The following is a 26432-nucleotide window of genomic DNA, read 5'->3' on the forward strand; positions in this document are numbered from 1 at the left end:
CACGTGGAACGTTTTGACGGACCACGCGCGAATCTCTAGCGAATGCGGAATGTTTGATGTCATCGTGATCGGCGGGGGCCATGCCGGCACCGAAGCTGCAGCTGCGTCCGCCCGCCGCGGCGCGCGAACCGCGTTGCTGAGTTTCGACCTGACCAAACTCGGTGCAATGTCGTGCAATCCGGCGATCGGTGGGCTCGGCAAGGGCCATCTCGTTCGCGAGGTCGATGCCTTCGACGGTCTGATCGCGCGCGCAGCCGATGCTGCCGGCATCCACTATCGGATGCTCAATCGCAGCAAGGGTACTGCGGTGCAGGGACCGCGCGTCCAGGCCGATCGCGTGCGCTATGCCGCAGCGATTCAGGCGATGCTCAAGGCACAGCCCAGTCTGGAACTGGTTGAAGGAGAGGCCGACGCGCTCGAACTCGCCGGCGGCCGGATCGCAGGCGTGCGCCTAGCGGACGGCACATTGCTTGCGGCCAATGCAGTGGTGCTCGCCACCGGTACTTTCCTCGGCGGGCGGATCTTCCGAGGAGAAGAGCGCGAGCTCGGCGGACGGGTGGGGGAAGCTGCGGCCACACAGCTAGCCGGGCAGCTTCGCGCATTGGCGCTTCCGATGGCGCGTCTAAAGACCGGCACGCCGCCACGCCTCGACGGCCGCACCATCGATTGGACGCGGGTCGCCGAACAGCCTTCGGACGACGATCCGTGGACGATGTCGCCGATTACCGCGAGCCGCACGTTGCCCCAGCTGTACTGCGGCGTGACGCGCACCACTGGAGCGACACACGATGCGGTCCGCAGCGGCCTCAGCCGCTCGCCACTGTTCACCGGCGCGATCGACGCGCTGGGGCCGCGTTACTGTCCCTCGATCGAAGACAAGATTCATCGCTTCGGGGACCGCGACGGTCACCAGATCTTCCTTGAGCCCGAAGGCCTCGATACGCCTCTGATCTATCCCAACGGCATGTCGACTTCGCTGCCGGTCGATGTCCAGGAGACGATGGTCGCATCGATACCGGGGCTGGAGCGCGCCCGGATCGTCACGCCCGGTTATGCCGTCGAATATGACTATATCGATCCACGCGCGCTCGGCGCGACCTTGGGCTTGCCGGACATTCCCGGCCTCTATTTCGCGGGTCAGATCAACGGCACCACCGGATATGAGGAGGCTGCAGGGCAGGGCCTCGTCGCCGGGATAAATGCCGCCGCTCACGCGTGCGAACTGGAGCCGCTGATCCTGGATCGCGCAACTTCCTATCTCGGGGTGATGGTTGACGACCTGATCCTGCAAGGGGTCACCGAGCCTTATCGGATGCTCACAGCCCGTGCCGAGTTCCGCCTCCGCCTGCGCGCCGATAATGCCGAAACACGATTGGAAGGGGTCTCCGGGAACCTCGGGGTACTCGGTGTCGAGCGGCGTGCGCGTTACGCCGCACGTCGCAACGCGCGGGCGGTCCTAGAGGAAAAGTTCGCCGTGTCGCTCACCGCATCGGCGGTCCATGCGCTTGGCGCGCCCGTCGGGCTCGATGGTGCGCGGCGCTCGGCGAAGGAATGGTTGCGCTTTCCCGGTGTGGAACTCCGGCATGTCGTGGAAGCGACGGACGCCGATCCGCGACTCCTTGCGGAGTTCGTCGAAGATGCCCGTTACGCGCCGTATCTCGAACGGCAACAGGCTGAGGTCGAGCAACTTCGCGTGAATGATAATGTCCGTCTACGCGTGGATCTGGATTTTGCCGCGATCCCGGGACTGTCGAACGAGATGGTCGAGAGGTTGAACTCCGCGCGTCCCGAAACGATCGGAGCGGCATCGCGCATCCGCGGCATCACCCCGGCGGCCCTGTCGGCGATCCTGCTTCACGCTAGGAAGTCCGTAGCGTGACCGAAGGCGAAGCTCGAGGATGGATTCGGGAACGCTTCGGTGTTTCACGTGAAACGCTGCTTGAGCGATACGAAGTGCTCTTGCGCGCGGAAGCCCGGAACCAGAACCTGATCGCCGCCTCCACATTCAATACTCTATGGGCACGGCATTTCGTCGATTCGGCGCAACTCGTTCCTTTGGTCAGCAATGCGCAGCGAGGGATGTGGCTCGACGTGGGCAGCGGCGCGGGCCTACCTGGAGTGGTTGCGGGCATTCTGCTCGATCGCCCAGTCGTGCTGGTCGAACCTCGCGTCCGCCGCGTCTCGTTCTTGCAACGCGTAGCATCTGAGCTGGGGCTGATTCGCGTCACGGTGCAGCAGAGCAAAGTCGAGAGCTATCGTCCGACGAATCGCGCCGCAATCGTTTCGGCGCGGGCAGTAGCGGAGTTATCCCGACTGCTCTCGTCCACAGCGCACTGCACAGATTCATCCACAGTCTGGGTGCTTCCAAAGGGTAGAAACGCCCAATCAGAGGTGGAAGCCGCGCAGGTGAAATGGCAAGGTGTGTTCCACGTGGAACCAAGCATCACACAGCCGGATTCCGGTATCGTGGTGGCCCGAGGGGTGCGGCCCAGATGATCTGCATAGCGATCGCCAATCAGAAAGGCGGGGTGGGCAAGACCACTACCGCGATCAACGTCGGGACAGCGCTTGCCGCAACCGGGAAGCGCGTGCTGCTGATCGATCTCGATCCGCAGGGTAATGCTTCGACGGGGCTTGGCATCGGCCGTGCTGACCGCGTGCAATCGAGCTACGACTTGCTCGTCAGCGAACTCAGCCTCGAACAGGTCGCGATCGCCACCAAGGTGCCGCGGCTCGACATCGTCCCCGCCACACAGGATCTGTCGGGTGCGGAGATCGAGCTGATCGAATTCGAGGCGCGTACGCATCGCCTCGATGCGGCAATCAGCCGACACGCCGCACAGCGTTGGGACGTAGTGCTGATCGATTGTCCGCCGTCGCTCGGGCTGCTGACGATCAATGCAATGGTAGCCGCGCACGCGCTCCTCGTGCCGCTGCAATGCGAGTTCTTCGCGCTTGAGGGGCTCAGTCAACTGCTCAGCACGATCGATCGCATCCGCAGCCGCTTCAATCCCGGCCTGTCGATCCTCGGCGTTGCGCTCACCATGTACGATCGCCGTAACCGGCTGACCGACCAGGTCGCAGATGATGTTCGCGCTGTACTAGGGAAAGTGGTGTTCGATACCGTGATTCCACGCAACGTTCGTTTGTCCGAGGCGCCGAGCCATGGCATGCCGGCATTGATCTACGATTATCGCTGTGCCGGCTCCGAGGCCTATATCGCGCTCGCCCGCGAAGTGATCGAGCGCCTGCCCAAGCTCAGGAAGGCCGCATGACCGAACCCGCTCCTCGCAAACATGGCCTGGGCCGCGGCCTCAGCGCCTTGCTCGGCGATTCGGTTCCCGAGGCGCCGATCTCCGGCGCAGCGGAGACGAGCAGCACTCCGGGGCTGCGTACTTTGCCGGTCAGCGCGATGGCACCGCATCCCGGGCAGCCGCGCCGCCATTTCGATGAGGCCGCCCTCGACGATCTCGCCGAATCGATCGCGGCCCGCGGCCTGATCCAGCCGATCGTCGTCCGTCCGCACGGTCACAGCTATCAGATCGTCGCCGGCGAGCGCCGCTGGCGCGCCGCGCAGCGTGCCCGGCTCCACGAAGTCCCCGTCATCGTCCGCGAACTCACCGACGCCGAGACGATGGAAATCGCGCTGGTCGAGAATATCCAGCGCGAGGATCTCAATGCGATCGAAGAGGCGGAGGCTTATGCCAGGCTGATCGGCGAGTTCGGCCATACGCAGGAAGCGCTCGGTCGGCTCGTGCACAAATCGCGCAGTCATGTCGCCAACCTATTGAGATTGCTAGATCTTCCCCAGCCGGTCCGCCAGATGGTGGTTGAGGGTCTGATCGAGATGGGCCACGCCCGCGCGCTGATCGGCGCTCCCGATGCCGAGCGTCTCGCGCGTATTGTCGCCGAGAAGGGGCTGTCGGTTCGCGAGACCGAGAAGCTCGCGCGGGACGCCAAACCTGTGTCGAAGCGCAAGAGCGAGGAGGGGGCGTTCCGGGATGCGGATATCCAGGCGCTCGAGCGCCAGCTCGGCGACGTTCTCGGCCTCAACGTCAAGATCGTCCATGGCGCCAAAGGGGGCAGTCTCACGCTCGCTTATTCGACCCTCGATCAGCTCGACATGGTCTGCCAGCGGCTCACCGGCGAGCGGATCTAGCCCCGCGCCCGCGCCGCTGCGCGCGCAATCGCGATACATTCCGCGTCGGCCAGCACTTCGCCCGCGCTTCCCGAATGCATCAATGCGCGCTCGGTCTGGCGGACGCGATCGATGGCGCGGACGATTTGGGCGGCATTCCAGCGCCGCAGCGCTCGTCCTGTCGCGGCTTTTTCGCGGAAGAATATACGATGCTTCTCAAGTACTTCCTCGATACTCGCACCCTTGTCCATGTCGCCGCGCAGCTCGGCCAATGTCATCAACCGGCGTGCCAGCTGACGCAGCAGCGGGATCGCGGTGCCGTCGCCCAATTGCGCCAGCTCGGTGCCGATCTCCGCAACGCGCCCGTCGAGCACGGCTTCAATGGCGTGGAATAGCTCGGTATCGCCAAGATCGGCGCCGATCGCGTCGAGCGCCGCGCCGTCGGCATCGCGCGGGCGGTCGGGCGCGGCGTCGAGGAACAGCGCCAGCTTCTCGATCTCGCGTGACAGGATCGCGCGGTCGCCCCCGGTTGCCGTTGCCATCCGCTGCGGCACGTCGCCGGTGAGACGCAGGCCGTGCTCGCGTGCGACGGTCGTCGCCAGCCGCGCCGCGTCGATCCCCTCGGGCACATAGCAGGCGAAGGTGAGCGCAGTGGGCGCCGCGATCGCGGTCTTGACCAATTTGCCACTGGCCTTGAGCCCCGGTCCGATCGCTATCACCGGATTGCCGGCTTGCTCGGCGCCCAGCAGCAGCGCGACTGCCTCGCCGGCGCCTTCCTCCACACCGGTGATCCGCACATAGCGCACGCCACCGAACAGCGACATCGATGCCGCTTCATCGGCCAGCCGCCCTGGTTGTTCGCGCAGTGATTTCATGTCGAGATCGACGCGCTCCGCTTCGGGGCCCAGCGCGCGCGCCAGCCGTTCGGCGAGCTCGGCCGCGCCCGACTCGTCGGGCCCGTGGAACAGATAGAGCCGGGTCGCCGGATTGGGCTTGTCGACAGCGGCGCGGATCTGTGCCGCGCTGGCCTTCATTGCCCTGAAGCACCCGTGCTGGCGGGCGCCGGCGCCGGCTTGCCGCCCGATTGCGCGAACCGCGCCACGCGCGCGACGATCTGGTCGGCTACGATTCCCGACAGCCGCTCCAGCGCGGTCTTCTCGGCCGCGATCGTCGCATATTCGGATCCGACCACGTCGATGCCCGCATCCGACCCAGCCGTCGCGTCGAGCACGACACCGCCGGTGGAGAGATCGACCAGCTGGTAACGCGCGCGCAACGTCCGCCGCTCGCGCGCGACGCTGTCGTCGCTGCGCACGCCGAGTCCTGCGATCGAATCGTCGAGTTTCACCTCCAGCCGATAGCGCGGCGTCGTCTCACCCGCCTGCAGCCGGTCGCGCAATGCGTTGGAGACGAGCCAACCCGATTGCCCCTCGATCGGCGCGACCTGCACCGTGGAGAGCATGGTCTGCACCGGCCCGCCGGCCCCGCCGCTGTACAGCGGCTTGAGTCCGCAGGCCGAAAGCGCCAGCGCGCCTGCGCAGAGGAGCGCCGCGGCCCTCATGCGACGATGTTCACCAGTCGATCGGGAACGATGATCACTTTCCTCGGAGCCTTTCCTTCGAGCGACCGAACGATCTTCTCGGCAGCAAGTGCCGCAGCCTCGACCACATCCTTCGGCGCGCCCTTGGGCATTACCAGCGTATCGCGCAGCTTGCCATTCACCTGCACTGCGATCGTGACTTCGTCGTCGACGAGCAGCGCCGGATTCACGTCGGGCCACGGCGCGTCGGCGATCAATCCGACATTGCCCATCGCGGCCCAGGCCTCCTCGGCGATATGTGGCACCATCGGGGCGACGATCCGAACGATCGTGCGGATCGCATCCGTCCGGGAGGCCGAAGGCGCCGCCTTCTCGACTGCGTTGACCAGTTCGTAGAGCCGCGCCACGGCCTTGTTGAAGGTCAGCGCCTCGATATCGCCGGCGACACCTGCGATCGTGCGGTGCAGTCGCCGATCGAGGTCCTTGTCCTCACCAGTCGCATCCTCCAGCCCGTCGAACAGTCGCCAAAGCCGCTGGACGAAGCGCCACGCGCCTTCGATGCCGTTCTCGCTCCACTCCAGATCGCGCTCGGGGGGGCTGTCCGACAGCATGAACCAGCGCACTGCGTCCGCGCCGTACTGGTCGACGATCGGCTCAGGATCGACGGTGTTCTTCTTCGACTTGGACATCTTCTCGATGCGGCCGAGCTCGGCGACATCGCCCGACGCGATTTCGACCACGCCGGCGCTCTCCTTGCGGATTTCCTCGGGCGACAGCCAGCGCCCGTCCTGTGCCCTGTAGGTCTCGTGCGTCACCATGCCCTGGGTGAAGAGCCCCGCGAACGGCTCGGCGACGTCGAGCTTGCCGATATGCTGGAGCGCGCGCGTGAAGAAGCGCGCATAGAGCAAGTGCAGGATCGCATGCTCGACTCCGCCGATATACTGGCCGACCGGCAACCATTGCTCGGCCACTGCCTTGTCGAACGGCTTGTCGGCAGGCTGGCTGGCGAAGCGTATGAAATACCACGACGAATCGACAAAGGTGTCGAGCGTGTCGGTCTCGCGCCGCGCCGGTGCATCGCACTTGGGGCAGTTCACATGCTTCCAGGTCGGATGCCGGTCGAGCGGATTGCCGGGGACATCGAACGACACGTCCTCCGGTAGCACCACCGGAAGCTGGTCGCGCGGCACGCCCACCGGCCCGCACGACTCGCAATGGATGATCGGGATCGGCGTGCCCCAATAGCGCTGGCGGCTGACACCCCAGTCGCGCAGGCGCCAAACAGTCGTGCCGGTGCCCCAGCCGCTTTGCTCGGCCCGCTGGATCACCGCACGCTTGGCGTCGGCCACGTCCATGCCGTCGAGGAAGTGCGAATTCACCAGCGTGCCCGGGCCGCTATATGCTGCGGAATCATGGAATTCAGGCGCGGTCTTGTCTCCGTCGGAGACAACGCGGCGGATCCCCAGGCCATATTTGATCGCGAACTCGAAATCGCGCTGGTCATGCGCGGGCACGCCGAAAACTGCGCCGGTGCCGTAGTCCATCAGCACGAAGTTCGCGATATAGACCGGCAATTCCCAAGCAGGATCAAAAGGATGCGTCGCACGCAGCCCGGTGTCGAAACCCAGTTTCTCCTGCGTTTCCAGCTCGGCCGCAGTGGTGCCGCCCTGCTTGCAACGGTCGATGAACGCCTGGATTCCGGGATTGCCGCTCGCCAGCTTCTGCGCGATCGGATGGTCTGCGGCGATCGCGACGAAGCTCGATCCGAAGATCGTGTCGGGCCGCGTGGTGAACACCTGGACTTCGCCGCCATCGCTGAGCGCGAACCGGAACCGCAGTCCCTCGCTCTTGCCGATCCAGTTCTCCTGCATCAGCTTGACCTTGTCCGGCCAATGCTCGAGCCCCTGGACGCCGCTCAGCAACTCGTCGGCGAACTGGGTGATCTTCAAGAACCACTGGCTGAGCTTCTTGCGCTCGACCAATGCGCCCGAGCGCCAGCCGCGTCCGTCGATCACTTGCTCGTTGGCGAGCACGGTCATGTCGACCGGATCCCAATTGACTGCGCTTTCCTTGCGATAGACCAGCCCGTTTTCGAAGAAATCGAGGAAGATCGCCTGCTCGTGCCCGTAATAATCGGGCTCGCAGGTCGCTAGTTCGCGCGTCCAGTCGAGCGCGAAGCCGAGGCGCTTGAGCTGCGCCTTCATCGTTGCGATGTTCTGGCGGGTCCAGTTGCCGGGATGGACCTTCTTTTCCATCGCCGCATTCTCGGCGGGCATGCCGAACGCATCCCAGCCCATCGGATGGAGCACTTCCATGCCCTTCATTCGGCGGAAGCGCGCGAGCACGTCGCCCATCGTATAGTTGCGGACATGGCCCATATGGATGCGCCCCGACGGATAGGGGAACATCTCGAGGACGAACGACTTGGGTTTGGGCGAATCGTCGCGGGCGGCGAAGGTGCGGCGTTCTTCCCACGCCTTCTGCCACGCCGCGTCCGCCTTCAGGGGGTTGAAGCGCGACAAGTTACAAACTTCCTCTGGCGGGAGCGGCTACAAACGCCGCGCCTTATTAATTCGCGATGGCGGCCCGGCGCAGATCGCGAGCGCGGGTGAGGATGATGTCCTCGAGCTTCTGCACCGTCGCGGCCTGAACGGGGGCTGCGACCCACTGACCGGTGCGGTTGACTTCGCGCAGCGCCGCGACGCGGAGCGCATCGGCGCGCAGGTCCTGGTCGAGCACGGTGACGGTCACCTTCATCCGCTCGGTCGGCGTGTTCGGGTTCACATACCAGTCGGTGACGATGACGCCGCCGTTCGAATCGGTCTGGAGCAGCGGCATGAAGCTCAGCGTGTCGAGGCTTGCGCGCCACAGATAAGAATTGACGCCGATCGTCGTCACCTTCGACGCGGCGAGGTCCGCTTCGGGGCGCTTGCTGCCGCCGCACGCGGTGATCGAAAGAGCGAGCGACCCCAGGATCGCGGTGCGCAACAGGCGGTTCATCGACACATTCCTAAAGGCGAAAGGGAAAAGCGAAAGCATCTATAGGGGCTCGTGTGGCGGGAGCAAGGCGGCAGCGCGCGGGCGAATCACCGGAAAATGGGTCGATTCGCCGCCGAATCTGTGGGCATCGGGCAACACTGGCACGAAATTTGAGCGGAAGGTGGAACCGAGCTTCCGAATCATGGTACGCACCTCCATATAAAAGGGGATGAAAATGCGTTTGGCACGGTGGACGACGTTGATGGGGCTGGGGGCGATCTGCGCCGCCGGCGCTCTCGTCGCGCCAGCGCTCCAGGCACAGGAAGGCCGCGGCGAGCGCGCTTATGCCAAGCGTGCCGCCACCGCAGTGCGCGGGGGCATCGGCACTTTCACGCCGGCCGCCGCCGATCCCAAGCTTGCCGCGATCCTCGCGCGCAGCGGCCTGCCCGAGAACGGCTTCCGGTTCACGCCGTCCGAATCGCGCCGCAGCAGCCGTGCCGTCACCGTGGCGGTTCGGGCGCGCTCGACTCGCACGGCGATCGCCGATCGCAGCCTGGTCGCTGCGGCCGCGCCGGTCAGCCTCGCGCCGATCGCCTATAATCTCGGCGTCTCGGTCGGCTGGAAGCGCTTCGCGGTCGCAGGCGACGTGACTCGCATCGAGCTTGCCGCCCAGCCGGGCAGCACTGAACGCGCCAATATCGGCGTCAGCTATACCGGCAGCCGCCTCACCGGCCGCGTTCAGGCCGCTGCCGAGCGTCCGCTGGCCGACACGCCGGTGCTGATCGGTGACAAGCCCAGCTATTCGATCGACGTCGGCGGAAGCTATTCGCTGACCCGCAACCTCGATGTGACTGCGGGCGTGCGCTACAAGAGCGAGCAGGACCGCCTGCCCAAGATGACCGACAATCGGCGTGACAGCCAGGCGGTCTATGTGGGCACCGCCTTCCGCTTCTGAGGCGCGTGGTCATCCGGCGAACGCCGGGATCTCGAATATTCCCCGATTCCCTCACCCCCGCGAAAGCGGAGGCTCACCTCGCGACTCCGTCCACAGGCCTTGCCGGTGTATTTTGTCGCTCGCTCAGGAGATGGGTCCCGGCTCTCGCGGGGATGACGAAGGCGTGGTCGTCCACGCATCGATCGCCGCCCAACCGTAAATCCCCAAAGGCTGCAGGCTGGCGGCACGCCGCGCATTCATCCCGCCAAGCGCAATTATCGGCACTGGCAACCCCCGAATCATCAGTCCCAATCGTGCCTGCCCCAGCGATCGCGCCCCGGGATGCGATCGCGTCGGGAATACCGGCGACACGAACAGAAGATCGGCGCCTGCGCGCACGCCTGCCATCGCTTCGCGCCGTGAATGCGCCGGCCATGTCCGCAGACCCGCACCGCGCTGCGCGTGGACTCCCGACTCGCCGCGCGCGAGCCGCTCGGCACCGGCACGAATCAACACCAGCCTGCGCCGTCGCGCGATTCTTGCCACTTTCGCGAACAGCGCCCGCCGATCGGCCAGTCCGAGCCCATAATGCCGGAACACCACGCCGCCGCCCCGCGGCAATCGTTCGAGCGCCGTCCATAAAGATTCGTCCATCCGCTCGTCGGTCATCAGCCACAGGTGCGGGAGAGGGTGGCGGGGTCGCATCCGCCCGCCTATAGCGCGCCGCATGTCCTTGGACGACGCCTCAATCCGGCTCGCTGAAGTCCGCGAGAAGATCGCGCGCGCGGCGCGTATCGCCGGCCGCGAACCCGCCGATGTCGAGCTCATCGCCATCTCCAAGATGCACGACGTGGCGGCAATCCGCCCGCTGCTCGATGCCGGACAGCGCGTGTTCGGCGAGAACCGCGTTCAGGAGGCCGTGGCCAAATGGCCCGAGTTGCGCGAGACGACTTCAGGAATCGCGCTCCACCTCGTCGGCCAGCTCCAGTCGAACAAGGCCGAGGAAGCGGTAACGCTGTTCGATGCGATCCATTCGGTCGATCGCTCTTCGCTGGTCGAGGCGTTGGCTCGGGCGATGGACAAGGCGGGGAAGCGTCCGCCCTGCTTCGTGCAGGTCAATATCGGGGACGAGCCCCAAAAGGGTGGCTGCGCGGTCGCCGACTTACCCGTTCTGCTGGCCGAGGCCCGTGCCGCCGATCTCCCGGTAGCCGGCCTGATGTGCGTGCCACCGCTCGAGCTCGAGCCCGCGCCCTATTTCGCCTTGCTCGCCAAGCTCGCCCGGGATCATGGCATCACCGGTCTCAGCATGGGCATGTCGTCCGATCACGAGACGGCGGTGACGATCGGCGCCACCCATGTTCGCGTCGGGACCGCCTTGTTCGGAGCGCGGGCATGAGGTTCGACGATGGCGTGGAAGGGCATCAGCCCCCCGGGCTGTTGTCCGTACGGTTCGATGCCATCATATTCGATTTCGACGGCGTGCTGCTCGAAAGCGAATATGCGGGAAACCGCCAGATCGCCGAATATCTCACCAGCATCGGCCATCCGACCACGCCCGAGGATTCGATGGCTAACTTCATGGGCCTGGCCGGCGCGGATTTCCTCGGGGCGATCGAGACTTGGATCGGCCGGACGATCCCCGACGACTTTCACGCCGTGCGCGCCGAGGAGGACAGCCGCGTTCTGGAGGAAGGGCTCCCCGCGGTCGCCGGCGCGATCCGCTTTATCGAGAGCCTTCCCGAAGCGCTTCCTCGCGCGATCGCGTCGTCGAGCAGCAGCGAGTGGATCACACGCCATCTCGATCATCTCGGCGTCCGCGCCGCGTTCGGCGACAAGATCTTCAGCGGCCGCGAGCATGTCGAGCGCGGCAAGCCCGAACCCGACGTCTATCTCCACGCCGCCAGGGCGCTCGGCGTCGATATCCATCGCTGCGTGATCCTCGAGGATTCGCCAGTCGGCGTCACCGGCGCAGTCGCCTCGGGCGCCTGGGTCATCGGCCTATGCGCCGGCAACCACTGTGCGCCCGATCACGCCGACCGCCTCCGCGCGCTCGGCGTCCACGCCATCGCCACCGATTTCGAGGAAGTCGCCCGGCTGATCGCCTAGCGATTCTCGCGCGCGAGCAAGTGTGTGCGCAGCGCTACTGCGTCGTGATAGGCGTTGTGCGGCACCGCGCTGCAGGTTCGAATCGAACCCGAACGCGTCGCACAACTCAAAGCGTATCCGATCGATATTGTGGCGGCGACCGGGGCCAGCGATCAGCGCCATGGATGCGTGCGCTATGTCTTCCGGCCAGTCGGCGACCAGCAAAGGGTCGGGATCGTCGCTCAGATAGTGCGCCAGGCCATAGCCCAGTTCCTCGCGTGAGACCGGGACCGTGCCGAGCACCGGCAACACGTGCGTCGCCACCCACTCCGTCGGCCGCGTACATTCCAGTGCTTCGTAAAAGGGCGCCGCGCCCTCCAACTCGGGCACAAGTGCAAGCGAGATCAGCGCTCCGCCAAAGCCGTTGAACTCGGTGTCGAGGAAATAACGCATCAGAGCTGGTGCCCGGTGCGATCGCGCTTGGTGGCTAGATAGCGCTCGTTGTGCGGGTTGGGCGGCAGCTTGTGCGCCACCCGCTCGGCGATCGTGATCCCCGAAGCCTGCAGCGCCGCCACCTTGTCGGGATTGTTGGTGAGCAGCCGTACCGTTTTCTGGCCGAGCAGCTTCAGCATCCGTCCCGCCACTGCGAAATTGCGGGCATCCACGGCGAAACCCAGCCGGGTATTGGCGTCGACCGTGTCGAAGCCCTGATCCTGCAGCGCATAAGCTCTGAGCTTGTTGATCAGCCCGATGCCGCGGCCTTCCTGGCGCAGATAGAGCAGGATGCCCCAGCCGCTCGCCTCGATCGCGGCGATGGCGGCCTTGAGCTGCGGCCCGCAATCGCATTTGAGGCTGCCGAGCACGTCTCCGGTCAGGCATTCGCTGTGGAGGCGGACCAGGGGGAGATTGCCGTTTGGTTGCCCGATCAGCAGGGCGACATGCTCGCCGGGCATCTCATCGGTGCGGAAAGCGACGATCTCGGTGTCTTCGGCACCCTCGACCGGAAGCCGTGCGCGGCCGACGATGTGCAGTCGGTCGGCATCCTCATGCCCGTCGATATCGGCGGGGGTGATCGCCTCGTCGGCATCGCCGGTGATCGCGAAGAACGCCGGCAGCAGCCCTGCCACGCGCGCCAACCGCAGCGCAGCCGCCGCCGCGTCGGGTGCGTCTATGCAGATCGCCCGGAATGGCCCCTTGAGCGGAGTTGCGAGATCGAGCTGCGGATCGGCCAACGCTGTCGCGGTATCGAAATCGAGCCAGGGCACGCGTTCGACCAGCACCGGCCCGTCGGGCGCCGCCGCCTCGCGCTGGTTCGCCAGCTTGAGCGTCGCCGCTCGGCCGGCCGAGAGCAGAATCGGCGCCACGCCATCGGGATCGAATGCCTTCAGTCGTTCGGCATCGGCCGTCTCGATCGCGAGCAGCTTCAGCGTGCCTTCCGCCCCGCGAATCGCCACCGGCCAGCCGCGACGCAGCGCGTCCACCACTCGGGCGACGGCGCGCGGATCGGTCAAAAGTCGAACTCGGTGATGATCGGCACATGGTCCGACGGCTTGAGCCAGGAACGGCACGGCTCGCACACCTTGTGGGTCGTCGCCTTGTCGGCGACCTCGCGGCTCGCCCACATATGATCGAGTCGGCGCCCGCGATCATTGGCGGTCCAGTCCTTCGAACGATAGCTCCACCAGGTGAAGCAGCGTTCGGGCGCGGGAATGAAGCGGCGGCCGAGATCCACCCAGTCATGCGCCGCCTGCAGCCGTCCCAGCGCCTCGACTTCGATCGGCGTATGGCTGACCACGTCGAGCAATTGCTTGTGGCTCCACACATCGCATTCGAGCGGGGCGATGTTGAAGTCGCCGGTCAGGATCGACGGCACGTTCAGCGTCTCGGACCAGCGCGTCATCCGTTCGACGAAATCGAGCTTCTGGCCGAATTTGGGATTTACCTCGCGGTTCGGGATATCGCCGCCCGCCGGGACATAGACATTCTCGAGCCGCACGCCGTTGGGGAGCCGCACGCCGACATGCCGCGCTTCCTGATTGGCCTGCCAGTCGAAGCGGTCGTCCTCGGCCACCGGGACGCGGCTGATGATCGCCACGCCGTGGTGCATCCGCTGGCCGTGCTTGATGACGTGATCATAGCCGAGTGCGCGGAACGGGGCCTCGGGGAAGTCGCCGTCGATGACCTTGGTTTCCTGCAGGCAGAGAATGTCGGGCATCTCCTCGCGCAGGAACTGCTCGACGATCTCGATGCGGAAGCGGACGGAGTTGATGTTCCAGGAGGCGATCTTCATCGGGGGCGATGTAGAGTCTCCTGTCGTCCGGCACCAGCCCGGCACCTTTTCCAAAAAGGAAAGGCCCCCGCTCCGGGGGCAATGGAGCGAGGGCCGACCTAGCGTTCGTCACGCAGGCGGGAAATGGTTCGATCCCGAGCAACAGGGGGAAAATCTCGGGTACCGCCCCACATCCGCAATTTGGTTTCTAATGGCCTCAACCTGTCGCCAGCATGAACGATGTTCAGAAAACTCAGCGATTCCGCGGGCCTTGGCTCCGTGGGTCGTTCCAACGGAACACTCCGTCGGACACGTTGCCGTTGAGCTGCTGATTGGTGAGACGAATCGTCGTGCGGTTGTTCTGCGAGTCGAGCGCCACCCAGCCCTGGAGGATCAGCCCCGCCGGCCCGGCCGCGTTCTTCTGGAAGATCATCGTGATGCGGCCATATTCGGGATGCGCTTTGTCATGCACTTCGATCGAGACCACCCGCGGATCGCTCGTCGGGTTGAGCTTGGCGAATTTGGTGATGTCGCGCTTGGGGTTGAGCAGAACCGCGAGCGGCGAATTGCCGATCGGCCAGCGATTAACCTGCCGCACCTGATAGTCGATGAAATAGAGGCTGCGCCCGTCGGCGACGATCAGCTGGGGCACGCCCTTTTGATACTGGAAGCGGATCTTGCCGGGGCGCTTGAGCGTCATCGTGCCGGTCAGCACCCGGCCGTTACGATCGGTCTGGCTGAAGTTCGCGGTCATGCTCGAAACGCCGGCGAGGTGCTGCTGCACCTGGGCGAGCTCGCCCGCGACGGGCGCGGCGGCGATCAGCGCGGGGGCGGCGAACAGCGTGAGGGCCAGGGGTCGTGCAAACACGTCTATCTTCTCCGAATGCTTTGGCTGGACCGCTACGAGGCGCGGTTTGAATGCCCCCTGAACCCCCATGCTCCCCAAACGATCCTCAGAGCGGCCGCCCGTCGGTGTCCATCAGCACTTCGCGGCGGCCGACATGGTCGGGGCGCGAGACCAGCCCGTCCTTCTCCATCCGCTCGACCAGCCGCGCCGCCGAGTTGTAGCCGACGCGCAATTGGCGCTGAAGCCATGACGTCGACGCCTTCTGGCTCTCGGCGACGAGCTGGGTGGCACGCCGATAGAGCTGGTCCTCGGGCGAATCGTCGCCATCGGGGCTGCCTTCCAGGGCGAAGCCGCCATCCTCGGGTTCCTCGGTAACCGCGGTGATGTAATCGGGGGCTCCCTGCGCGCGCCAGAAATCGGCGACCGCCTGAACTTCCTCGTCGCTGACAAAGGGGCCGTGGACGCGGACGATCTGCTTGCCGCCGGGCATGTAGAGCATGTCGCCCTTGCCGAGCAGCTGCTCGGCGCCCTGCTCGCCGAGGATGGTGCGCGAATCGATCTTCGACGTGACGTGGAAGCTGATCCGGGTCGGCAGATTCGCCTTGATCACGCCGGTGATGACATCGACCGAGGGGCGCTGGGTCGCCATGATCAAGTGGATGCCCGCCGCCCGCGCCTTTTGCGCGAGGCGCTGAATCAGGAATTCGACTTCCTTGCCCGCGGTCATCATCAGATCGGCGAGCTCGTCGACGATCACCACGATCTGCGGCAGCGGCTGAAGGTCGAGCGTCTCCTCCTCGTAGATCGGCCGCCCGGTATCGGGATCATAGCCGACCTGGACTTTCCGCCCGAGCTTCTGCCCCTTGGCCTTGGCCTGCCTCACCTTGTCGTTGAAGCTGGCCAAGCTGCGGACATTGACCGACGCCATCATCCGATAGCGGTCCTCCATCTGCTCCACCGCCCATTTGAGCGCGCGTACCGCCTTGGGCGGATCGGTCACGACGTCGGCGAGCAGATGCGGGATGTCCTTGTAGATGCTGAGTTCGAGCATCTTGGGATCGATCATGATCATCCGGCACTGGTCCGGCGTCAGCCGGTAGAGCAAGGACAGGATCATCGCATTGAGGCCGACCGACTTGCCCGAACCGGTGGTGCCGGCGACGAGCAGATGCGGCATCGGTGCCAAATCGCCGATCACCGGATCGCCGGCGATGTTCTTGCCCAGCACCAAAGGCAAGGTCGCGCCCTGCGCCTCGAATGCCTCGCTGCCGATCAGTTCGTGCAGGTTGACCGATTCGCGCTTCACGTTGGGCAGTTCGATGCCGATCACGCTGCGGCCGGGGATCGTCGCGACGCGTGCCGAGATCGCGCTCATGTTGCGCGCGATGTCGTCGGCGAGCTGGATCACGCGACTGGCCTTGATCCCCGCGGCCGGCTCGAGTTCGTACATCGTGACCACCGGGCCGGGCTTCACCTCGACGATCTGGCCCTTCACATTGAAGTCGTCGAGCACGCTTTCGAGCAGCCGCGCGTTGCGCTCGAGCGCGAGCTTGTCGATTCCCGGATTCTGGTTCGGCGGCGCAGCCTTGAGCAGGTCGAGCGGCGGCAGCTTGTAGCTGTCCTTGAAGTCGAGACTGCTCTGCACCGGCGGCTTGGGCTTGGCGGGCGAGGGACTGAGGCTCGGCTCGGCGATCACCGGGCCGGGGCGATTGTCGGGCACCACCAACTTCCGCGGTTCGCGGGCTTCGCGCGATTCCCGTGCCTCGCGCAGCTCCTGCGGATCGGGTCCGCGCAGCAGCGGCGTCTTTGGAGGTCCGAACAGCCGGGGCATGCCGATTCCGCCACGCTCTGGCAGCGTGAAATCGAGGCTGCGCCACCAGATCCACAAACCCGCGAGCCCGAAGACGAGCCCGAGGCCGCGCCCGATCCAGAAGATCAGCACCGGATCGCCGATGAAGCCGATCATCCAGTTGAACAGCCCGGCGATCGACAGCCCGACCACGCCGCCCCAGCCGCCGACCAGCCACAAGACCGAATCGCTCGAAAAGAAAGTGAGCGACGTCGCCATCAGCACCACGCCGATCGCGACGCCACGAAGCATCTTCTTCCAGTCGCCCAGCGGCCGATCGAGCCACAGCCGGTTGGTGATGATCAGGCCCGCGGGCGCGATCAGCGCGACCGGCAAGCCGAGCGTGGCGAGCAGCAGATCGGCGATCCAGGCGCCAGGCAGGCCCAGCAAGTTGCGCGCGGGCCCGCCTGACGCGGTGTTCAGCGACGGATCCTGCGAATTATAAGTGAGCAGCGCCAGCACGACGCCGACCGTCACGAGGAACAACAGGGTTCCGACGATCAGCGCGCTGCTGCGGCGCACGCCTGCCTTCATCGTGTCGCGCAACAGCGACGGTTGTGCCCGGGACGCCATGGCCCGTTCTCCAAAAATTTCAGGGGGTGCAAACCGAATCATCGCCGTTGACGAGTCCGCCGTCAAGCCGCGTGCACCAGGCCCTTAAATTGACTCACTTGGCGGAAACGCAATCAATCACGCAACTTTATTACCCGTAAAACGAAAGGCAGCAGGGCGAGCGACTCCATATTTGCGGAACAATAGCAGAACAGGAACGTGTAGGAAAGCATTGTCGCGCGAAGGGCGCAGCGTTAGGGCAGGCGCATGGATAGCGCGGACGTACTCATCCTCGGCGGCGGACTCGTCGGCAGTGCGCTGGCGACGGCGCTCGATGCGCATGGCCTGACTTCGATCGTCGTCGACCCTGCCGATCCCGCCACCATCCTCGCCACCGGCCATGACGGGCGCGCCTCGGCGATCGCCAGCGCGCCGATGCGGATGTTCGAGGCGATCGGCGTGGCGCCACGGCTGGCGGGCAAGGGGTGTGCGATCGAGGGCATCCGCGTCAGCGACGGGCTCGCGCCGGGCAAGCTCGATTTCGCGCCCGATCCGGATGGCGGCGCGCTCGGCCATATGTTCGAGAACCGCATCCTGCGCACGGCACTGTTCGAGGCTGCGCGGGCCGCGCCGGGGGTGGACCTCCGGATGCAGACCCGCGCGGTTTCGGTCGAGCGCGGCGAGTTCGGCGTCACCGCGATGCTCGATACGGGTGCCGTCGTCCGTGCACCGCTGCTGGTCGCCGCCGAGGGGCGCAACTCGCCGACGCGTGACGCCGCCGGGCTCAAGACCGCGCGCTGGAGTTACGATCATGCCGCGATGGTCGCGACGCTCGGCCATGAGCGCAGCCACGAGAACATCGCTTTCGAGATATTCTATCCGGAGGGGCCGTTCGCGATCCTGCCGTTGCTCGACGACGCCAACGGCCATCGCTCGGCGATCGTGTGGACGGTTAACGCGCGCGACGCAGCGGGGATGAACAAGATCTCCGATCGCGCCTATCTCGCCGAGGCGGAGAAGCGCATGGGCGGGTTCCTCGGGCGCCTGGGCCCGCTCTCGTCGCGCTTCAGCCATCCGCTCGGCTTCCATCACGCTGCGTGGATCACTTCGAACCGGCTCGCCTTGGTCGGCGATGCCGCGCACGGCATCCATCCGATCGCGGGCCAAGGCGTCAATGTCGGCTTCCGCGACGTCGCCACGCTCGTCGAAGTGCTGGTCGAGGGCAAAAGGCTCGGCCTGGATCTCGGCGATCCGCAGCTGCTCGCGCGCTATCAGCGTTGGCGCGGGCTCGACACCTTCATGGTCGCCGCCGCCACCGACGGGCTGACCCGCCTGTTCGGCATCCCGGGCAAGACGGCAGCCGCGGTCCGCCGCTTCGGCCTCTCGGCAGTCGACAAGCTGCCGCCGCTCAAGGACTGGTTCATGGCCGAGGCGCGCGGCGAAAGCGGCGATGTTCCGAAACTGCTGCAGGGGCTGACGGTTTGATGCTCGCGCTGGTGGCGGCATTGCTGGCGCCGCAAACCGCGGCCGATCCGCTTGCCGATGCATGGCTCGTGCAGGTGCGGCCTGGGGCCAAACGCCCTTTCTACGACGATGTCGAAGGCGCGAAGCCCCGACCTAGCCGAGCTTATGTCGTTGCGGGGGACATGCTCGTCGCCAGCGAGGTCCGCGGGAATTTCACCTCGGTCACGTTCGTCACGCCGAGCGGGCGGACCCGCAGCGGCTGGCTGGAGAGCGCAGGCCTGATCCGGATTGCCGAGGCAAAGAACTGGCAGGGCGTGTGGAAAGCGTGGGAGTCCGAGATCAAGCTGGCCCCCGGCCGGATTCGCGGGACGCTGCACGTCGAAGGCTCGGCGACCTGGGGCGGGCATGATCCCGAGCGGGTGGCGCGCGGAGGCGTTCATGTCGGCGAGTTTGCAGTCGATGCGCGGGCAAATGGAGACCGCATCGCCTTTTCGGTCGACGAGAGTGCCGGAGCCGGCGCGCTGGCGCCTCCCTTCGGCGATGCACCCGAAGAGACGTATCGCTGCCGCGTACAATTGCGCCTGGTCGGCCCGTATCTGCTGGCGCACGATAATAGTGCCTGCGGTGGCGCGAACGTCACGTTCACCGGCATCTATCGGCGCAGCCGCTAGAGGCGCCGGGCTTCCTCGATCAGCAATACCGGCACGCCGTCGCGAATCGGATAGGCGACACCCGCCGCATCGGACACTAGCTCCTGCCGCGCTTCGTCATAGCGCAGCGGGGTGCGAGTCGCGGGGCAGACCAGCTTTTCGAGTAGCCATGGATCGATCATTGCCCGAGCCTCACTGGAGCGTCGCTCCGCCCTCTTCGCCGTGGCGGCCGAAGAACTGCATCAGCTGGACGATCAACTCCGATCGGGCCGAGAGTCCGTCGGCTTCGAGCAAAGCCTGTTTGGAGGCGACGTCGAACGGCGCGATCTGGGCGATGCCGTTTACCAACGATTCGTCGTCGAGCCGCGTCACGGCTTCCCAGTCCACCGCATAGCCGAGCCCATCGGCGAATCGCCGCGATTCCATTTCGAGCGAGGCGCGCTCGGCCATTGCGAGCACTTCGCCGGTACCTGTGTCTTCCAGTTCGGCCTCGACTTGTCGGAACGGCGTCGTGACGTCGAGCTCGCGCAGCACGGTGAAGCGCGCCAGCCCCTCGAGCACGATGTCGTACCGGCCGTCGGGCAATGCTTCGACTTCGGCGATCCGGCCGACACAGCCGATGTCGAACAGGGTCGGGGGATCGCCGGCGTCGCGCGGCTGGATCATGCCGATTCGCCGATCCCGCGCGAGCGCATCGGAGATCATCGCCCTATAGCGCGGCTCGAAGATGTGGAGCGGCAAGTGCATCCGCGGGAAGAGCAGGGCGCCCGCCAGCGGAAACACCGAGAGCCGCGTTGCCGTCATCCGAACAGGATCGCCGAGAGCTTCCGACGCTGCGCCGAGACCCAGGGATCCTCGAGCCCCACCGCCTCGAACAGCTTGAGCAGCCGCGCGCGGGCGGCGCCTTCGTTCCATTCCCGGTCCTCGGCGATCATCGCGAGTAGCGTCTGCGCGGCGGCGTCGCGGTCGCCCGCGGCCATCTGTCCGCCCGCGAGTTCGTAGCGTGCATCCATGTCGCCGGTCGCGGCCTTGGCGGCGAGCTCCGACAGGTCCTCGACGGGAGTGGCCTCGCGGGCGAGCGCCAGCGCGGCGCGTGCCTGTTCGATCTCGGGGCCCTTGGCGGCCTCTTCGGGAAGCGCGACGAGCACCGCCTCGGCTTCGTCGGCGCGCCCGAGCGCGAGCAATGCGCGGGCGCGCCCGGCGGCGATCTGCGGATGCTCGGGCGCCATTTCGGCGATCTGCTCGAAGACCGAGAGCGCGCGCTCGGCATCGCCTTCGGCCAATACCTGCTCGCCCATCGCGATCAGCGGTTCGAGTTTTGCCTCGGCCGCCGCCTCTTCGCTCTCCACGGGGAGCTGGCGGAGGATCTGGTCGAGCATGGTGCGCAGCTGGCTCTCCGTCCGCGCGGTCGACAGGTCGGCGACGAGCTGGCCCTGGAACATCGCATAGACCGTCGGGATCGATCGCACCTGGAATTGCGCAGCGATGAACTGGTTCGCGTCGACATCGACCTTGGCGAGGGTGACGCCCTTGGCGGCATAGTCCGCGGTCACCTTTTCGAGCAGCGGGGTCAGTGCCTTGCACGGCCCGCACCATTCGGCCCAGAAATCGATGACGACGAGGCTGGTCATCGACGGCTCGACGACGTCGCGGCGGAAGGCGTCGACCGCTTCCTTCTCGGCGGGGGACAATCCTAGCGTGGCCAATTGGATGCTCCTGGCAAATCGATCCGGGTTCGGCCGCTATGTGGGCGTTCGGGCCTCGTGCGCCAAGCCTTTTCCCGAATCGGTACTAGGGGCTTGCGCTGCCCGAAACCCGCTGCTAGTGGCCGCGCCTCACCCGCCCCCAGCGACACGTCGCGACGGGGCAAGACGCCAGAGCGGGCGTAGCTCAGGGGTAGAGCACGACCTTGCCAAGGTCGGGGTCGAGGGTTCGAATCCCTTCGCCCGCTCCAGCCGCCGCGCGGTGATTTAGCGAAGCTAAATACCGCATTTGGCGGCGGCACGGCCGGCACGGCACTTCGCCGTGTCCGACGACGCGGCTTTGCCGCGGCGCGATTCCCCAACGTTCCGTTTCCAAATCCGCGCCTTGTGCGGCACATCTGCGATTTCCAGATTCGGTGTCGTTCACCGGAGAGCCATCGTCGGTGTTCGAAAGGGTCTGAGATGAAGTCCATCGTTTCCAACTCGCTGGCGGTCGCGCTTGCCTTGCTGCCCGCCGCCGCTCCCGCATTCGCCGACGAAGCGCCCGCGCCGCCGCTGGCGACCGAATGGCGCAACCCGTCCAACAGCGTCCATGTCCGCATCGACGAATGTGGAGGCCAGCTCTGCGGCACCGTCACCTGGGCGAGCGCCAAGGCCCAGGCCGATGCCCGCAAGGGCGGCACCGAAAATCTGGTCGGCGCCCGCCTGTTCCGCGATCTCAAACCCGCCGGCGCCGGCAAGTGGAGCGGCAAGGTCTTCGTGCCCGATATCCGCAAGACCTTCTCGGGCACGATCACCTTCGCCGATTCGGACACGATGGTCGGCAAGGGCTGCGTGCTGTTCGGGGTGATCTGCAAGTCGCAGACGTGGAAGCGGCTCCCCTGAATTCGAACGCAGCTTCCGGACTGACCAGGCGCGCTTTCTCGGCTAGAAGCGCGGCATGGCACAAGCACCCATCAGAATCGGCATCGGCGGCTGGACCTTCGAGCCATGGCGCGGGACCTTCTATCCGGAGGGTCTGAGCCAGAAGAAGGAGCTCGAATTCGCCAGCCGCGCGCTGGGCGCGATCGAGATCAACGGCACCTATTACTCCACCTTCAAGCCGGCGACCTTCGAAGGCTGGTCGAAGACCGCGCCCGACGGCTTCGTCTTCACGGTCAAGGCGTCGCGCTTCTGCACCAATCGAAAGGTGCTTGCCGAGGGCGGCGAATCGATCCGGCGCTTCGTCTCGCAGGGGCTCGTCGAGCTCGGCGACAAGCTCGGCCCGATCTTCTGGCAGTTCATGGCGACCAAGAAGTTCGAGCCCGAGGATTTCCGCGCCTTTCTCGCCTTGCTCCCGCGCGACGAGGCCGGCGTGAAGCTCCGCCACGCGGTCCAGGTGCGGCACGAGAGCTTCCATGTCCCCGAGTTCGTCGCGATGTGCCGCGATGCCGGCGTCGCGATCGTCTACGCCGATTCGCCGCAATATCCGGCGATTGCCGACATCACCGGCGACTTCGTCTATGCTCGGCTCGAGGCCGGCGAGGACGAGAATCCGCTTTGCTATCCCGAATCGGATTTCCCGCGCTGGACCGAGGTCGCGAAAACCTGGGCGAGCGGGGGCCGTCCCGAAGGGCTGCCCTATGTCACTGCGGAGGCCCCGCCGGCGACGCCGCGTGAGACCTTCCTCTTCTTCATCCATGGCGGCAAGGTCCGCGCGCCCGCGGCGGCGCAGGAATTGACCCGCAGGCTGGCCTAAGGCCGCCTTGGGCTCGGCTTGTCCGAAACCATCCGCTCGCCGTCGATGACGATGGGGCTCGCCAATCCCGGCAACCCCTCACGCTCGATCTGCATTCCCCGCGCGATCACCTGCGGATCGGCGAACACTTCGTCGACCGTGTTGATCGGCCCCGCCGGAACGCCCGCCGCTTCGAGTGCCTCGTAGAGATCGGCCTTGGCCCAGCGCCGAATGGCGGCTGTGACGAGCGGGATCAGCACCGCCCGATTGGTCACGCGTGCCGGATTGGTCGCGAAACGCGGGTCGTCGGCGAGATTCAGCTCGACCACTTCGCACAATTTCCGGAACTGCGAATCATTGCCCACGGCGACGATCAGCGCGCCGTCCTTTGTCTCGAAGGCTTGGTACGGGACCAGATTGGCGTGGCCGTTGCCCATCCGGTGGGGGACCTTGAGCGGGTTCGCCATCCAGTTGAGCGCCTGATTGGCGAGCACGCTCACCTGCGTATCGAGCAGCGCCATGTCGATATGCGCGCCTTCGCCGGTGGCGTCACGACGTCGCAATGCCGCGAGGATCGCCACTGCCGAGTAGACCCCGGTGAAGATGTCGGCATAAGCGACCCCGGCTTTCTGCGGCGCGCCGTCCGGCTCGCCGGTCAGCGACATCGCCCCGCCCATCCCCTGGATGATGAAGTCGTAGCCGGCACGGTGCGCATAGGGCCCGTCCTGGCCGAAACCGGTGATCGAGCAGACCACAAGCCGTGGATCGGAGGCGCGCAAGGCAGCGGGGTCGAGCCCGTATTTGGCGAGTCCGCCGACCTTGTAATTCTCGATCACGACATCGGCGTCGGCGATCAGCGCGCGGGCTTCGGCCTGACCCTCCGGCGTGGCGATGTCGATGCCGCGGCTCTCCTTGCCGCGATTGCACGCATGAAAATAGGCCGCGTCGAGATTCTCGCCGTTCGGACCGTGGAGGAAGGGCGGTCCCCAGTGGCGCGTGTCGTCGCCCGCGCCCGGCCGCTCGACCTTGATCACTTCGGCGCCCAGATCGGCGAGCAACTGGCCGCACCATGGCCCGGCGAGGATCCGTGCCAGCTCGACGACCCGAAGCCCCTCGAGCGGCTTCACGGCCTGCGGATCTCGTAGATCACGTGGGGCTTCATCTCGCCCGCCATCAGCCGCAATTCGGGAGGCCCGGCCCGCAGCGCGCCGCCGATCTTCTCCATCGCCTTGCGCGAGCGGACATTGCCTTCGCCGACCGTGAAGACGACGGTGCCGACCTGCGTGTGGATATGGTCGAGCATCAGCCGCTTGATCTCGCGATTATAGCTCCCGCCCCAATAATCGCGCGCGAGATAGGTCCAGCCGATCTCGATCTCGTCGGCCTCGGGCTTCCAATTGTCGAACCGCGACGATCCGATCACCTTGTCCGTCGTGCGATCGAGAATCGTCAGCGCGCCGCCGCTCGCGATTCCGGCGTCGAAATAGGCGCGGAACACGTCTTCCTTCCAGCGGTCATGCGCCGGATGGACTTCCCAGATCAGAGGATCGGAAGCGACGGCGAACAACGCCTCCCAATCGTCCGGCGTGCTCGGGCGCAACGTCACGCGTTCGCCGGTGAGTGTCGGCTGGCGGTCGGGTGCCATCAGAACGCCGCGATGCCGGTGATCGCGCGGCCGAGGATCAGGCCGTGCACGTCGTGCGTGCCCTCATAGGTGTTGACCGTCTCGAGGTTGATCGCGTGGCGCATCACGTGGAATTCGGCGGAGATGCCGTTGCCGCCGTGCATGTCGCGCGCGACCCGGGCGATATCGAGCGCCTTGCCGCAATTGTTGCGCTTGATGATGCTGATCGCCTCGGGGCTCAGCGCGCCTTCGTCGAACATCCGCCCGCAGCGCAGGGCGGCCTGCAGCCCCAATGCGATCTCGGTCTGCATGTTGGCGAGCTTCAGTTGCACCAACTGGGTCGATGCCAGCGGCTTGCCGAACTGGGCGCGATCGAGCGTATATTGCCGCGCGGCGTGCATGCATGCCTCGGCTGCGCCCATGGTGCCCCAAGCGATGCCGTAGCGCGCGCGATTGAGGCAGCCGAACGGTCCCTTCAGCCCCTGCACCTCGGGCAACAGCGCGTCTTCGCTCACTTCGACGCCGTCCATCACGATCTCGCCGGTCACCGAGGCGCGGAGCGAAAGCTTGCCTTCGATCTTGGGCGTCGAGAGGCCGGCCATGCCGCGTTCGAGCACGAAGCCCTTGATCCCGCCGCCATGCGCGTCGGACTTCGCCCAGACGACCATGACGTCGGCGATCGGCGAATTGGTGATCCACATCTTGGTGCCGGTCAGCCGATAGCCGCCGTCGATCTTCTCGGCGCGGGTGCGCATGCCGCCGGGATCGGACCCGGCATCGGGCTCGGTCAGCCCGAAGCAGCCGATCCATTCGCCGGTCGCCAGCTTGGGCAAATATTTCCGCTTCTGCGCCTCGGTGCCGTACGCATAGATCGGGTGCATCACGAGGCTGCTCTGCACGCTCATCGCCGAGCGATAGCCCGAATCGACGCGCTCGACTTCGCGCGCGACCAGTCCATAGGCGACATAGCCGAGGCCCGCGCCGCCATAGCTTTCGGGAATCGTTGGGCCGAGCAGCCCCAGCGCCCCCATCTCGGACATGATCTCGCGGTCGAACCGCTCCTCGAGGAACGCGCTGGTCACGCGCGGCAGCAATTCGCCCTGCGCGTAATCGCGCGCGGCGGCCTGCACCATCCGCTCCTCGTCGGTCAGCTGCGCGTCGAGCGCGAACGGATCCTGCCAGTCGAACCGGCCCATCTCTGCCATGTGTCTTCCTTCAGCTGCTCGCCGGGCGCGCGGTGGCCGCGGCCGGCGGCGTGGCGGACGGCGCGTCGAGCGCGGCCCGTTCGATCTCGAGCAATCCCTGTCGCGCCGCGATATAGCGCCGCGCGGCCGCGGCCCAGCTCTCGGCACTGGCGACCCCGGGCATGTGCACCACTTCGGCGAGCGCGGTTTCGACGTCGCCATGCTCGAGCGCGAGCCGGGCGCGGCGGAGGCGGTCCGACGTGCGCGGGCTCGGCGAATCGGCCTCGCGGAGCACGACGAGATCGCTCAGCAGACGCCGCACGCTCATCCACATGCTGTCGTCGGCCCCGCTCGCGAGCCGCGGCGCGATCGTCTCGAGCGCGAGGCGGAGATCGCCGAGCGTCACCGGCTCGGCCGAGGCGCGTAGGATCATGCTCACCGCCTCGCCATGGCTCTCGCCGAAGCGCTGGCGCAACTGGCCTTCGAGCGGGCCCAGCGGCTGGCCGCGTTCGATCGCGCGGCGCACGCTCGCGGCGATCAGCAATTGCTCCGCGCGGCTGGCATAAGAGGATGCGTTGCGCGCGCTGCCGGTGATGTCGCGGAGCCGCAGCTCGAGCTGGTCGAGCCTGCCGGCAAGCTCCTGCTCGCGTGCGCCCAGCGTCGCGACATCGGTCCCCGCGGGCAAGGCGGCGGGCCGATTCGGCTCGGTCTGGACGGTCTCGACCGGCACGAGGCTTGGTACCGGGCGGGGCGTGCCCCCACCTCCGCCAAGCTGGAACGCTGCCGCGGTCACGGCGATGCCGCCGACAAAGGCAAGACCGCCAATGAGATAGGGGGGCCGCGTCTCGGGGCCGCGGGCCGGCTCCGGCGCGAGGGGCTCGTCGCTCATGCCCCCTT

At 66.2% G+C, this 26432-nt stretch carries 28 protein-coding genes and 1 tRNA gene; 12 read left to right on the plus strand and 17 right to left on the minus strand.

Annotated elements, in window-relative coordinates:
• Positions 1-49: 49 nt before the first annotated feature.
• From mnmG to ASE13_RS11250, 4 genes are read left to right on the plus strand one after another with little or no spacing between them, the layout of a single operon-like run.
• On the plus strand, positions 50-1879 hold the full coding sequence (mnmG, locus tag ASE13_RS11240; protein WP_056615513.1) for a tRNA uridine-5-carboxymethylaminomethyl(34) synthesis enzyme MnmG: 1830 nt from the start codon (positions 50-52) through the stop codon (positions 1877-1879).
• Complete coding sequence (rsmG, locus tag ASE13_RS19470) at positions 1876-2496, plus strand: 16S rRNA (guanine(527)-N(7))-methyltransferase RsmG (RefSeq protein WP_082596705.1); 621 nt, start codon at positions 1876-1878, stop codon at positions 2494-2496. Before mnmG ends, rsmG begins: the two co-directional genes overlap by 4 nt.
• Entirely contained in the window at positions 2493-3275 is a 783-nt protein-coding gene (locus tag ASE13_RS11245) for a ParA family protein (protein WP_056615516.1), read from the plus strand. Before rsmG ends, ASE13_RS11245 begins: the two co-directional genes overlap by 4 nt.
• Positions 3272-4159, plus strand: a complete 888-nt coding sequence (locus tag ASE13_RS11250) for a ParB/RepB/Spo0J family partition protein (RefSeq protein WP_056615519.1) — start codon at positions 3272-3274, stop codon at positions 4157-4159. Before ASE13_RS11245 ends, ASE13_RS11250 begins: the two co-directional genes overlap by 4 nt.
• On the opposite strand, the gene holA is transcribed toward ASE13_RS11250, so the two are convergent.
• From holA to ASE13_RS11270, 4 genes are read right to left on the minus strand one after another with little or no spacing between them, the layout of a single operon-like run.
• Entirely contained in the window at positions 4156-5172 is a 1017-nt protein-coding gene (holA, locus tag ASE13_RS11255) for a DNA polymerase III subunit delta (RefSeq protein WP_056615524.1), read from the minus strand. The genes ASE13_RS11250 and holA overlap by 4 nt on opposite strands.
• On the minus strand, positions 5169-5699 hold the full coding sequence (lptE, locus tag ASE13_RS11260) for an LPS assembly lipoprotein LptE (protein WP_056615526.1): 531 nt from the start codon (positions 5697-5699) through the stop codon (positions 5169-5171). Before lptE ends, holA begins: the two co-directional genes overlap by 4 nt.
• Complete coding sequence (gene leuS, locus ASE13_RS11265; RefSeq protein ID WP_056615528.1) at positions 5696-8200, minus strand: leucine--tRNA ligase; 2505 nt, start codon at positions 8198-8200, stop codon at positions 5696-5698. The genes lptE and leuS overlap by 4 nt, the downstream gene beginning before the upstream one ends.
• 46 nt (positions 8201-8246) lie before the next feature.
• Positions 8247-8678, minus strand: a complete 432-nt coding sequence (locus ASE13_RS11270) for a DUF3576 domain-containing protein (RefSeq protein WP_056615531.1) — start codon at positions 8676-8678, stop codon at positions 8247-8249.
• 214 nt (positions 8679-8892) lie between these two features.
• Between ASE13_RS11270 and ASE13_RS11275 the strand changes: the two genes are divergently transcribed.
• Positions 8893-9612 carry a hypothetical protein gene (locus ASE13_RS11275; protein WP_056617683.1) on the plus strand — a complete coding sequence of 240 codons (720 nt, stop codon included), beginning with the start codon at positions 8893-8895 and terminating at the stop codon, positions 9610-9612.
• A gap of 123 nt (positions 9613-9735) precedes the next feature.
• Here ASE13_RS11275 and ASE13_RS11280 read toward each other — a convergent pair whose 3' ends face one another.
• Positions 9736-10260 (minus strand): thiamine phosphate synthase, encoded by a 525-nt coding sequence (locus ASE13_RS11280; protein ID WP_235536947.1) that lies wholly within the window; start codon positions 10258-10260, stop codon positions 9736-9738.
• Between the two features lie 58 nt (positions 10261-10318).
• Here ASE13_RS11280 and ASE13_RS11285 point away from each other — a divergent pair, with 58 nt between their 5' ends.
• Both ASE13_RS11285 and ASE13_RS11290 read left to right on the plus strand, forming a co-directional pair.
• On the plus strand, positions 10319-10987 hold the full coding sequence (locus ASE13_RS11285; RefSeq protein WP_056615542.1) for a YggS family pyridoxal phosphate-dependent enzyme: 669 nt from the start codon (positions 10319-10321) through the stop codon (positions 10985-10987).
• Positions 10984-11697 (plus strand): HAD family hydrolase, encoded by a 714-nt coding sequence (locus ASE13_RS11290; RefSeq protein ID WP_056615545.1) that lies wholly within the window; start codon positions 10984-10986, stop codon positions 11695-11697. Before ASE13_RS11285 ends, ASE13_RS11290 begins: the two co-directional genes overlap by 4 nt.
• On the opposite strand, the gene ASE13_RS19475 is transcribed toward ASE13_RS11290, so the two are convergent.
• The 5 genes from ASE13_RS19475 to ASE13_RS11315 all read right to left on the minus strand — a co-directional run bounded on the left by ASE13_RS19475 (position 11590) and on the right by ASE13_RS11315 (position 17214).
• A complete protein-coding gene (locus tag ASE13_RS19475; protein ID WP_235536948.1) occupies positions 11590-12129 on the minus strand; it encodes a hypothetical protein in 540 nt (179 codons plus the stop codon). The genes ASE13_RS11290 and ASE13_RS19475 overlap by 108 nt on opposite strands.
• On the minus strand, positions 12129-13187 hold the full coding sequence (ribA, locus tag ASE13_RS11300) for a GTP cyclohydrolase II (RefSeq protein WP_056615552.1): 1059 nt from the start codon (positions 13185-13187) through the stop codon (positions 12129-12131). Before ribA ends, ASE13_RS19475 begins: the two co-directional genes overlap by 1 nt.
• Positions 13184-13966 (minus strand): exodeoxyribonuclease III, encoded by a 783-nt coding sequence (locus tag ASE13_RS11305; protein ID WP_056615556.1) that lies wholly within the window; start codon positions 13964-13966, stop codon positions 13184-13186. Before ASE13_RS11305 ends, ribA begins: the two co-directional genes overlap by 4 nt.
• Positions 13967-14198: 232 nt before the next feature.
• Positions 14199-14813 carry a LolA family protein gene (locus tag ASE13_RS11310; RefSeq protein WP_056617686.1) on the minus strand — a complete coding sequence of 205 codons (615 nt, stop codon included), beginning with the start codon at positions 14811-14813 and terminating at the stop codon, positions 14199-14201.
• 85 nt (positions 14814-14898) lie between these two features.
• Positions 14899-17214, minus strand: coding sequence for an FtsK/SpoIIIE family DNA translocase (locus ASE13_RS11315; RefSeq protein WP_056615558.1), 2316 nt, complete (start codon positions 17212-17214; stop codon positions 14899-14901).
• Positions 17215-17460: 246 nt separating this feature from the next.
• Between ASE13_RS11315 and ASE13_RS11320 the strand changes: the two genes are divergently transcribed.
• Together ASE13_RS11320 and ASE13_RS11325 are read left to right on the plus strand one after the other, a co-directional pair.
• Positions 17461-18678 (plus strand): UbiH/UbiF/VisC/COQ6 family ubiquinone biosynthesis hydroxylase, encoded by a 1218-nt coding sequence (locus ASE13_RS11320; protein WP_056615561.1) that lies wholly within the window; start codon positions 17461-17463, stop codon positions 18676-18678.
• The gene (locus tag ASE13_RS11325) at positions 18678-19328 is read left to right on the plus strand and encodes a hypothetical protein (RefSeq protein WP_056615564.1); all 651 of its coding nucleotides are present in this window, start codon (positions 18678-18680) and stop codon (positions 19326-19328) included. The genes ASE13_RS11320 and ASE13_RS11325 overlap by 1 nt, the downstream gene beginning before the upstream one ends.
• Here the strand turns inward: ASE13_RS11325 and ASE13_RS19480 are convergent.
• The 3 genes from ASE13_RS19480 to ASE13_RS11335 are packed head-to-tail and all read right to left on the minus strand — an operon-like array spanning position 19325 to position 20998.
• Positions 19325-19489: a Trm112 family protein gene (locus ASE13_RS19480; RefSeq protein ID WP_082596710.1), complete on the minus strand. Its 165-nt coding sequence runs from the start codon at positions 19487-19489 to the stop codon at positions 19325-19327. The genes ASE13_RS11325 and ASE13_RS19480 overlap by 4 nt on opposite strands.
• A 10-nt stretch (positions 19490-19499) precedes the next feature.
• Complete coding sequence (locus tag ASE13_RS11330) at positions 19500-20111, minus strand: LON peptidase substrate-binding domain-containing protein (protein ID WP_056615567.1); 612 nt, start codon at positions 20109-20111, stop codon at positions 19500-19502.
• On the minus strand, positions 20108-20998 hold the full coding sequence (locus tag ASE13_RS11335) for a tetratricopeptide repeat protein (protein WP_056615572.1): 891 nt from the start codon (positions 20996-20998) through the stop codon (positions 20108-20110). Before ASE13_RS11335 ends, ASE13_RS11330 begins: the two co-directional genes overlap by 4 nt.
• Positions 20999-21186: 188 nt before the next feature.
• On the opposite strand from ASE13_RS11335, the gene ASE13_RS11340 reads away from it, so the two are divergent.
• The 3 genes from ASE13_RS11340 (at position 21187) to ASE13_RS11350 (ending at position 22748) form a co-directional block, all read left to right on the plus strand.
• A tRNA-Gly gene (locus ASE13_RS11340) sits at positions 21187-21261 on the plus strand.
• Positions 21262-21472: 211 nt separating this feature from the next.
• Entirely contained in the window at positions 21473-21895 is a 423-nt protein-coding gene (locus tag ASE13_RS11345) for a DUF2147 domain-containing protein (RefSeq protein ID WP_056615576.1), read from the plus strand.
• A 55-nt stretch (positions 21896-21950) separates the two neighbouring features.
• Entirely contained in the window at positions 21951-22748 is a 798-nt protein-coding gene (locus ASE13_RS11350; RefSeq protein ID WP_056615583.1) for a DUF72 domain-containing protein, read from the plus strand.
• On the opposite strand, the gene ASE13_RS11355 is transcribed toward ASE13_RS11350, so the two are convergent.
• Genes ASE13_RS11355 through ASE13_RS11370 form a run of 4 tightly spaced genes read right to left on the minus strand, consistent with a single transcriptional unit; the run spans position 22745 to position 26424 of the window.
• A complete protein-coding gene (locus ASE13_RS11355; protein WP_056615586.1) occupies positions 22745-23854 on the minus strand; it encodes a CaiB/BaiF CoA transferase family protein in 1110 nt (369 codons plus the stop codon). The two genes, ASE13_RS11350 and ASE13_RS11355, sit on opposite strands and share 4 nt — an antisense overlap.
• Entirely contained in the window at positions 23851-24372 is a 522-nt protein-coding gene (locus ASE13_RS11360) for a GNAT family N-acetyltransferase (protein ID WP_056615589.1), read from the minus strand. Before ASE13_RS11360 ends, ASE13_RS11355 begins: the two co-directional genes overlap by 4 nt.
• On the minus strand, positions 24372-25556 hold the full coding sequence (locus ASE13_RS11365; RefSeq protein ID WP_056615591.1) for an acyl-CoA dehydrogenase: 1185 nt from the start codon (positions 25554-25556) through the stop codon (positions 24372-24374). The genes ASE13_RS11360 and ASE13_RS11365 overlap by 1 nt, the downstream gene beginning before the upstream one ends.
• Positions 25557-25566: 10 nt before the next feature.
• Positions 25567-26424, minus strand: a complete 858-nt coding sequence (locus ASE13_RS11370) for a hypothetical protein (RefSeq protein WP_056615595.1) — start codon at positions 26422-26424, stop codon at positions 25567-25569.
• Positions 26425-26432: the final 8 nt, after the last annotated feature.

Origin of the sequence: Sphingomonas sp. Root241, assembly GCF_001428865.1 — a bacterium.
In the GTDB taxonomy this organism is placed as follows: Bacteria; Pseudomonadota; Alphaproteobacteria; order Sphingomonadales; family Sphingomonadaceae; genus Sphingomonas.

Bases quoted from the DNA above. Each gene is read 5' to 3' on its own strand.
- mnmG (WP_056615513.1), top strand. From the start codon at position 50: ATGTTTGATGTCATCGTGATCGGCGGGGGCCATGCCGGCACCGAAGCT.
- ASE13_RS11245 (WP_056615516.1), top strand. From the start codon at position 2,493: ATGATCTGCATAGCGATCGCCAATCAGAAAGGCGGGGTGGGCAAGACC.
- ASE13_RS11250 (WP_056615519.1), top strand. From the start codon at position 3,272: ATGACCGAACCCGCTCCTCGCAAACATGGCCTGGGCCGCGGCCTCAGC.
- holA (WP_056615524.1), bottom strand. From the start codon at position 5,172: ATGAAGGCCAGCGCGGCACAGATCCGCGCCGCTGTCGACAAGCCCAAT.
- lptE (WP_056615526.1), bottom strand. From the start codon at position 5,699: ATGAGGGCCGCGGCGCTCCTCTGCGCAGGCGCGCTGGCGCTTTCGGCC.
- ASE13_RS11270 (WP_056615531.1), bottom strand. From the start codon at position 8,678: ATGAACCGCCTGTTGCGCACCGCGATCCTGGGGTCGCTCGCTCTTTCG.
- ASE13_RS11275 (WP_056617683.1), top strand. From the start codon at position 8,893: ATGCGTTTGGCACGGTGGACGACGTTGATGGGGCTGGGGGCGATCTGC.
- ASE13_RS11280 (WP_235536947.1), bottom strand. From the start codon at position 10,260: ATGACCGACGAGCGGATGGACGAATCTTTATGGACGGCGCTCGAACGA.
- ASE13_RS11285 (WP_056615542.1), top strand. From the start codon at position 10,319: ATGTCCTTGGACGACGCCTCAATCCGGCTCGCTGAAGTCCGCGAGAAG.
- ASE13_RS11290 (WP_056615545.1), top strand. From the start codon at position 10,984: ATGAGGTTCGACGATGGCGTGGAAGGGCATCAGCCCCCCGGGCTGTTG.
- ASE13_RS19475 (WP_235536948.1), bottom strand. From the start codon at position 12,129: ATGCGTTATTTCCTCGACACCGAGTTCAACGGCTTTGGCGGAGCGCTG.
- ASE13_RS11305 (WP_056615556.1), bottom strand. From the start codon at position 13,966: ATGAAGATCGCCTCCTGGAACATCAACTCCGTCCGCTTCCGCATCGAG.
- ASE13_RS11315 (WP_056615558.1), bottom strand. From the start codon at position 17,214: ATGGCGTCCCGGGCACAACCGTCGCTGTTGCGCGACACGATGAAGGCA.
- ASE13_RS11320 (WP_056615561.1), top strand. From the start codon at position 17,461: ATGGATAGCGCGGACGTACTCATCCTCGGCGGCGGACTCGTCGGCAGT.
- ASE13_RS11325 (WP_056615564.1), top strand. From the start codon at position 18,678: ATGCTCGCGCTGGTGGCGGCATTGCTGGCGCCGCAAACCGCGGCCGAT.
- ASE13_RS19480 (WP_082596710.1), bottom strand. From the start codon at position 19,489: ATGATCGATCCATGGCTACTCGAAAAGCTGGTCTGCCCCGCGACTCGC.
- ASE13_RS11330 (WP_056615567.1), bottom strand. From the start codon at position 20,111: ATGACGGCAACGCGGCTCTCGGTGTTTCCGCTGGCGGGCGCCCTGCTC.
- ASE13_RS11345 (WP_056615576.1), top strand. From the start codon at position 21,473: ATGAAGTCCATCGTTTCCAACTCGCTGGCGGTCGCGCTTGCCTTGCTG.
- ASE13_RS11350 (WP_056615583.1), top strand. From the start codon at position 21,951: ATGGCACAAGCACCCATCAGAATCGGCATCGGCGGCTGGACCTTCGAG.
- ASE13_RS11360 (WP_056615589.1), bottom strand. From the start codon at position 24,372: ATGGCACCCGACCGCCAGCCGACACTCACCGGCGAACGCGTGACGTTG.
- ASE13_RS11365 (WP_056615591.1), bottom strand. From the start codon at position 25,556: ATGGCAGAGATGGGCCGGTTCGACTGGCAGGATCCGTTCGCGCTCGAC.
- ASE13_RS11370 (WP_056615595.1), bottom strand. From the start codon at position 26,424: ATGAGCGACGAGCCCCTCGCGCCGGAGCCGGCCCGCGGCCCCGAGACG.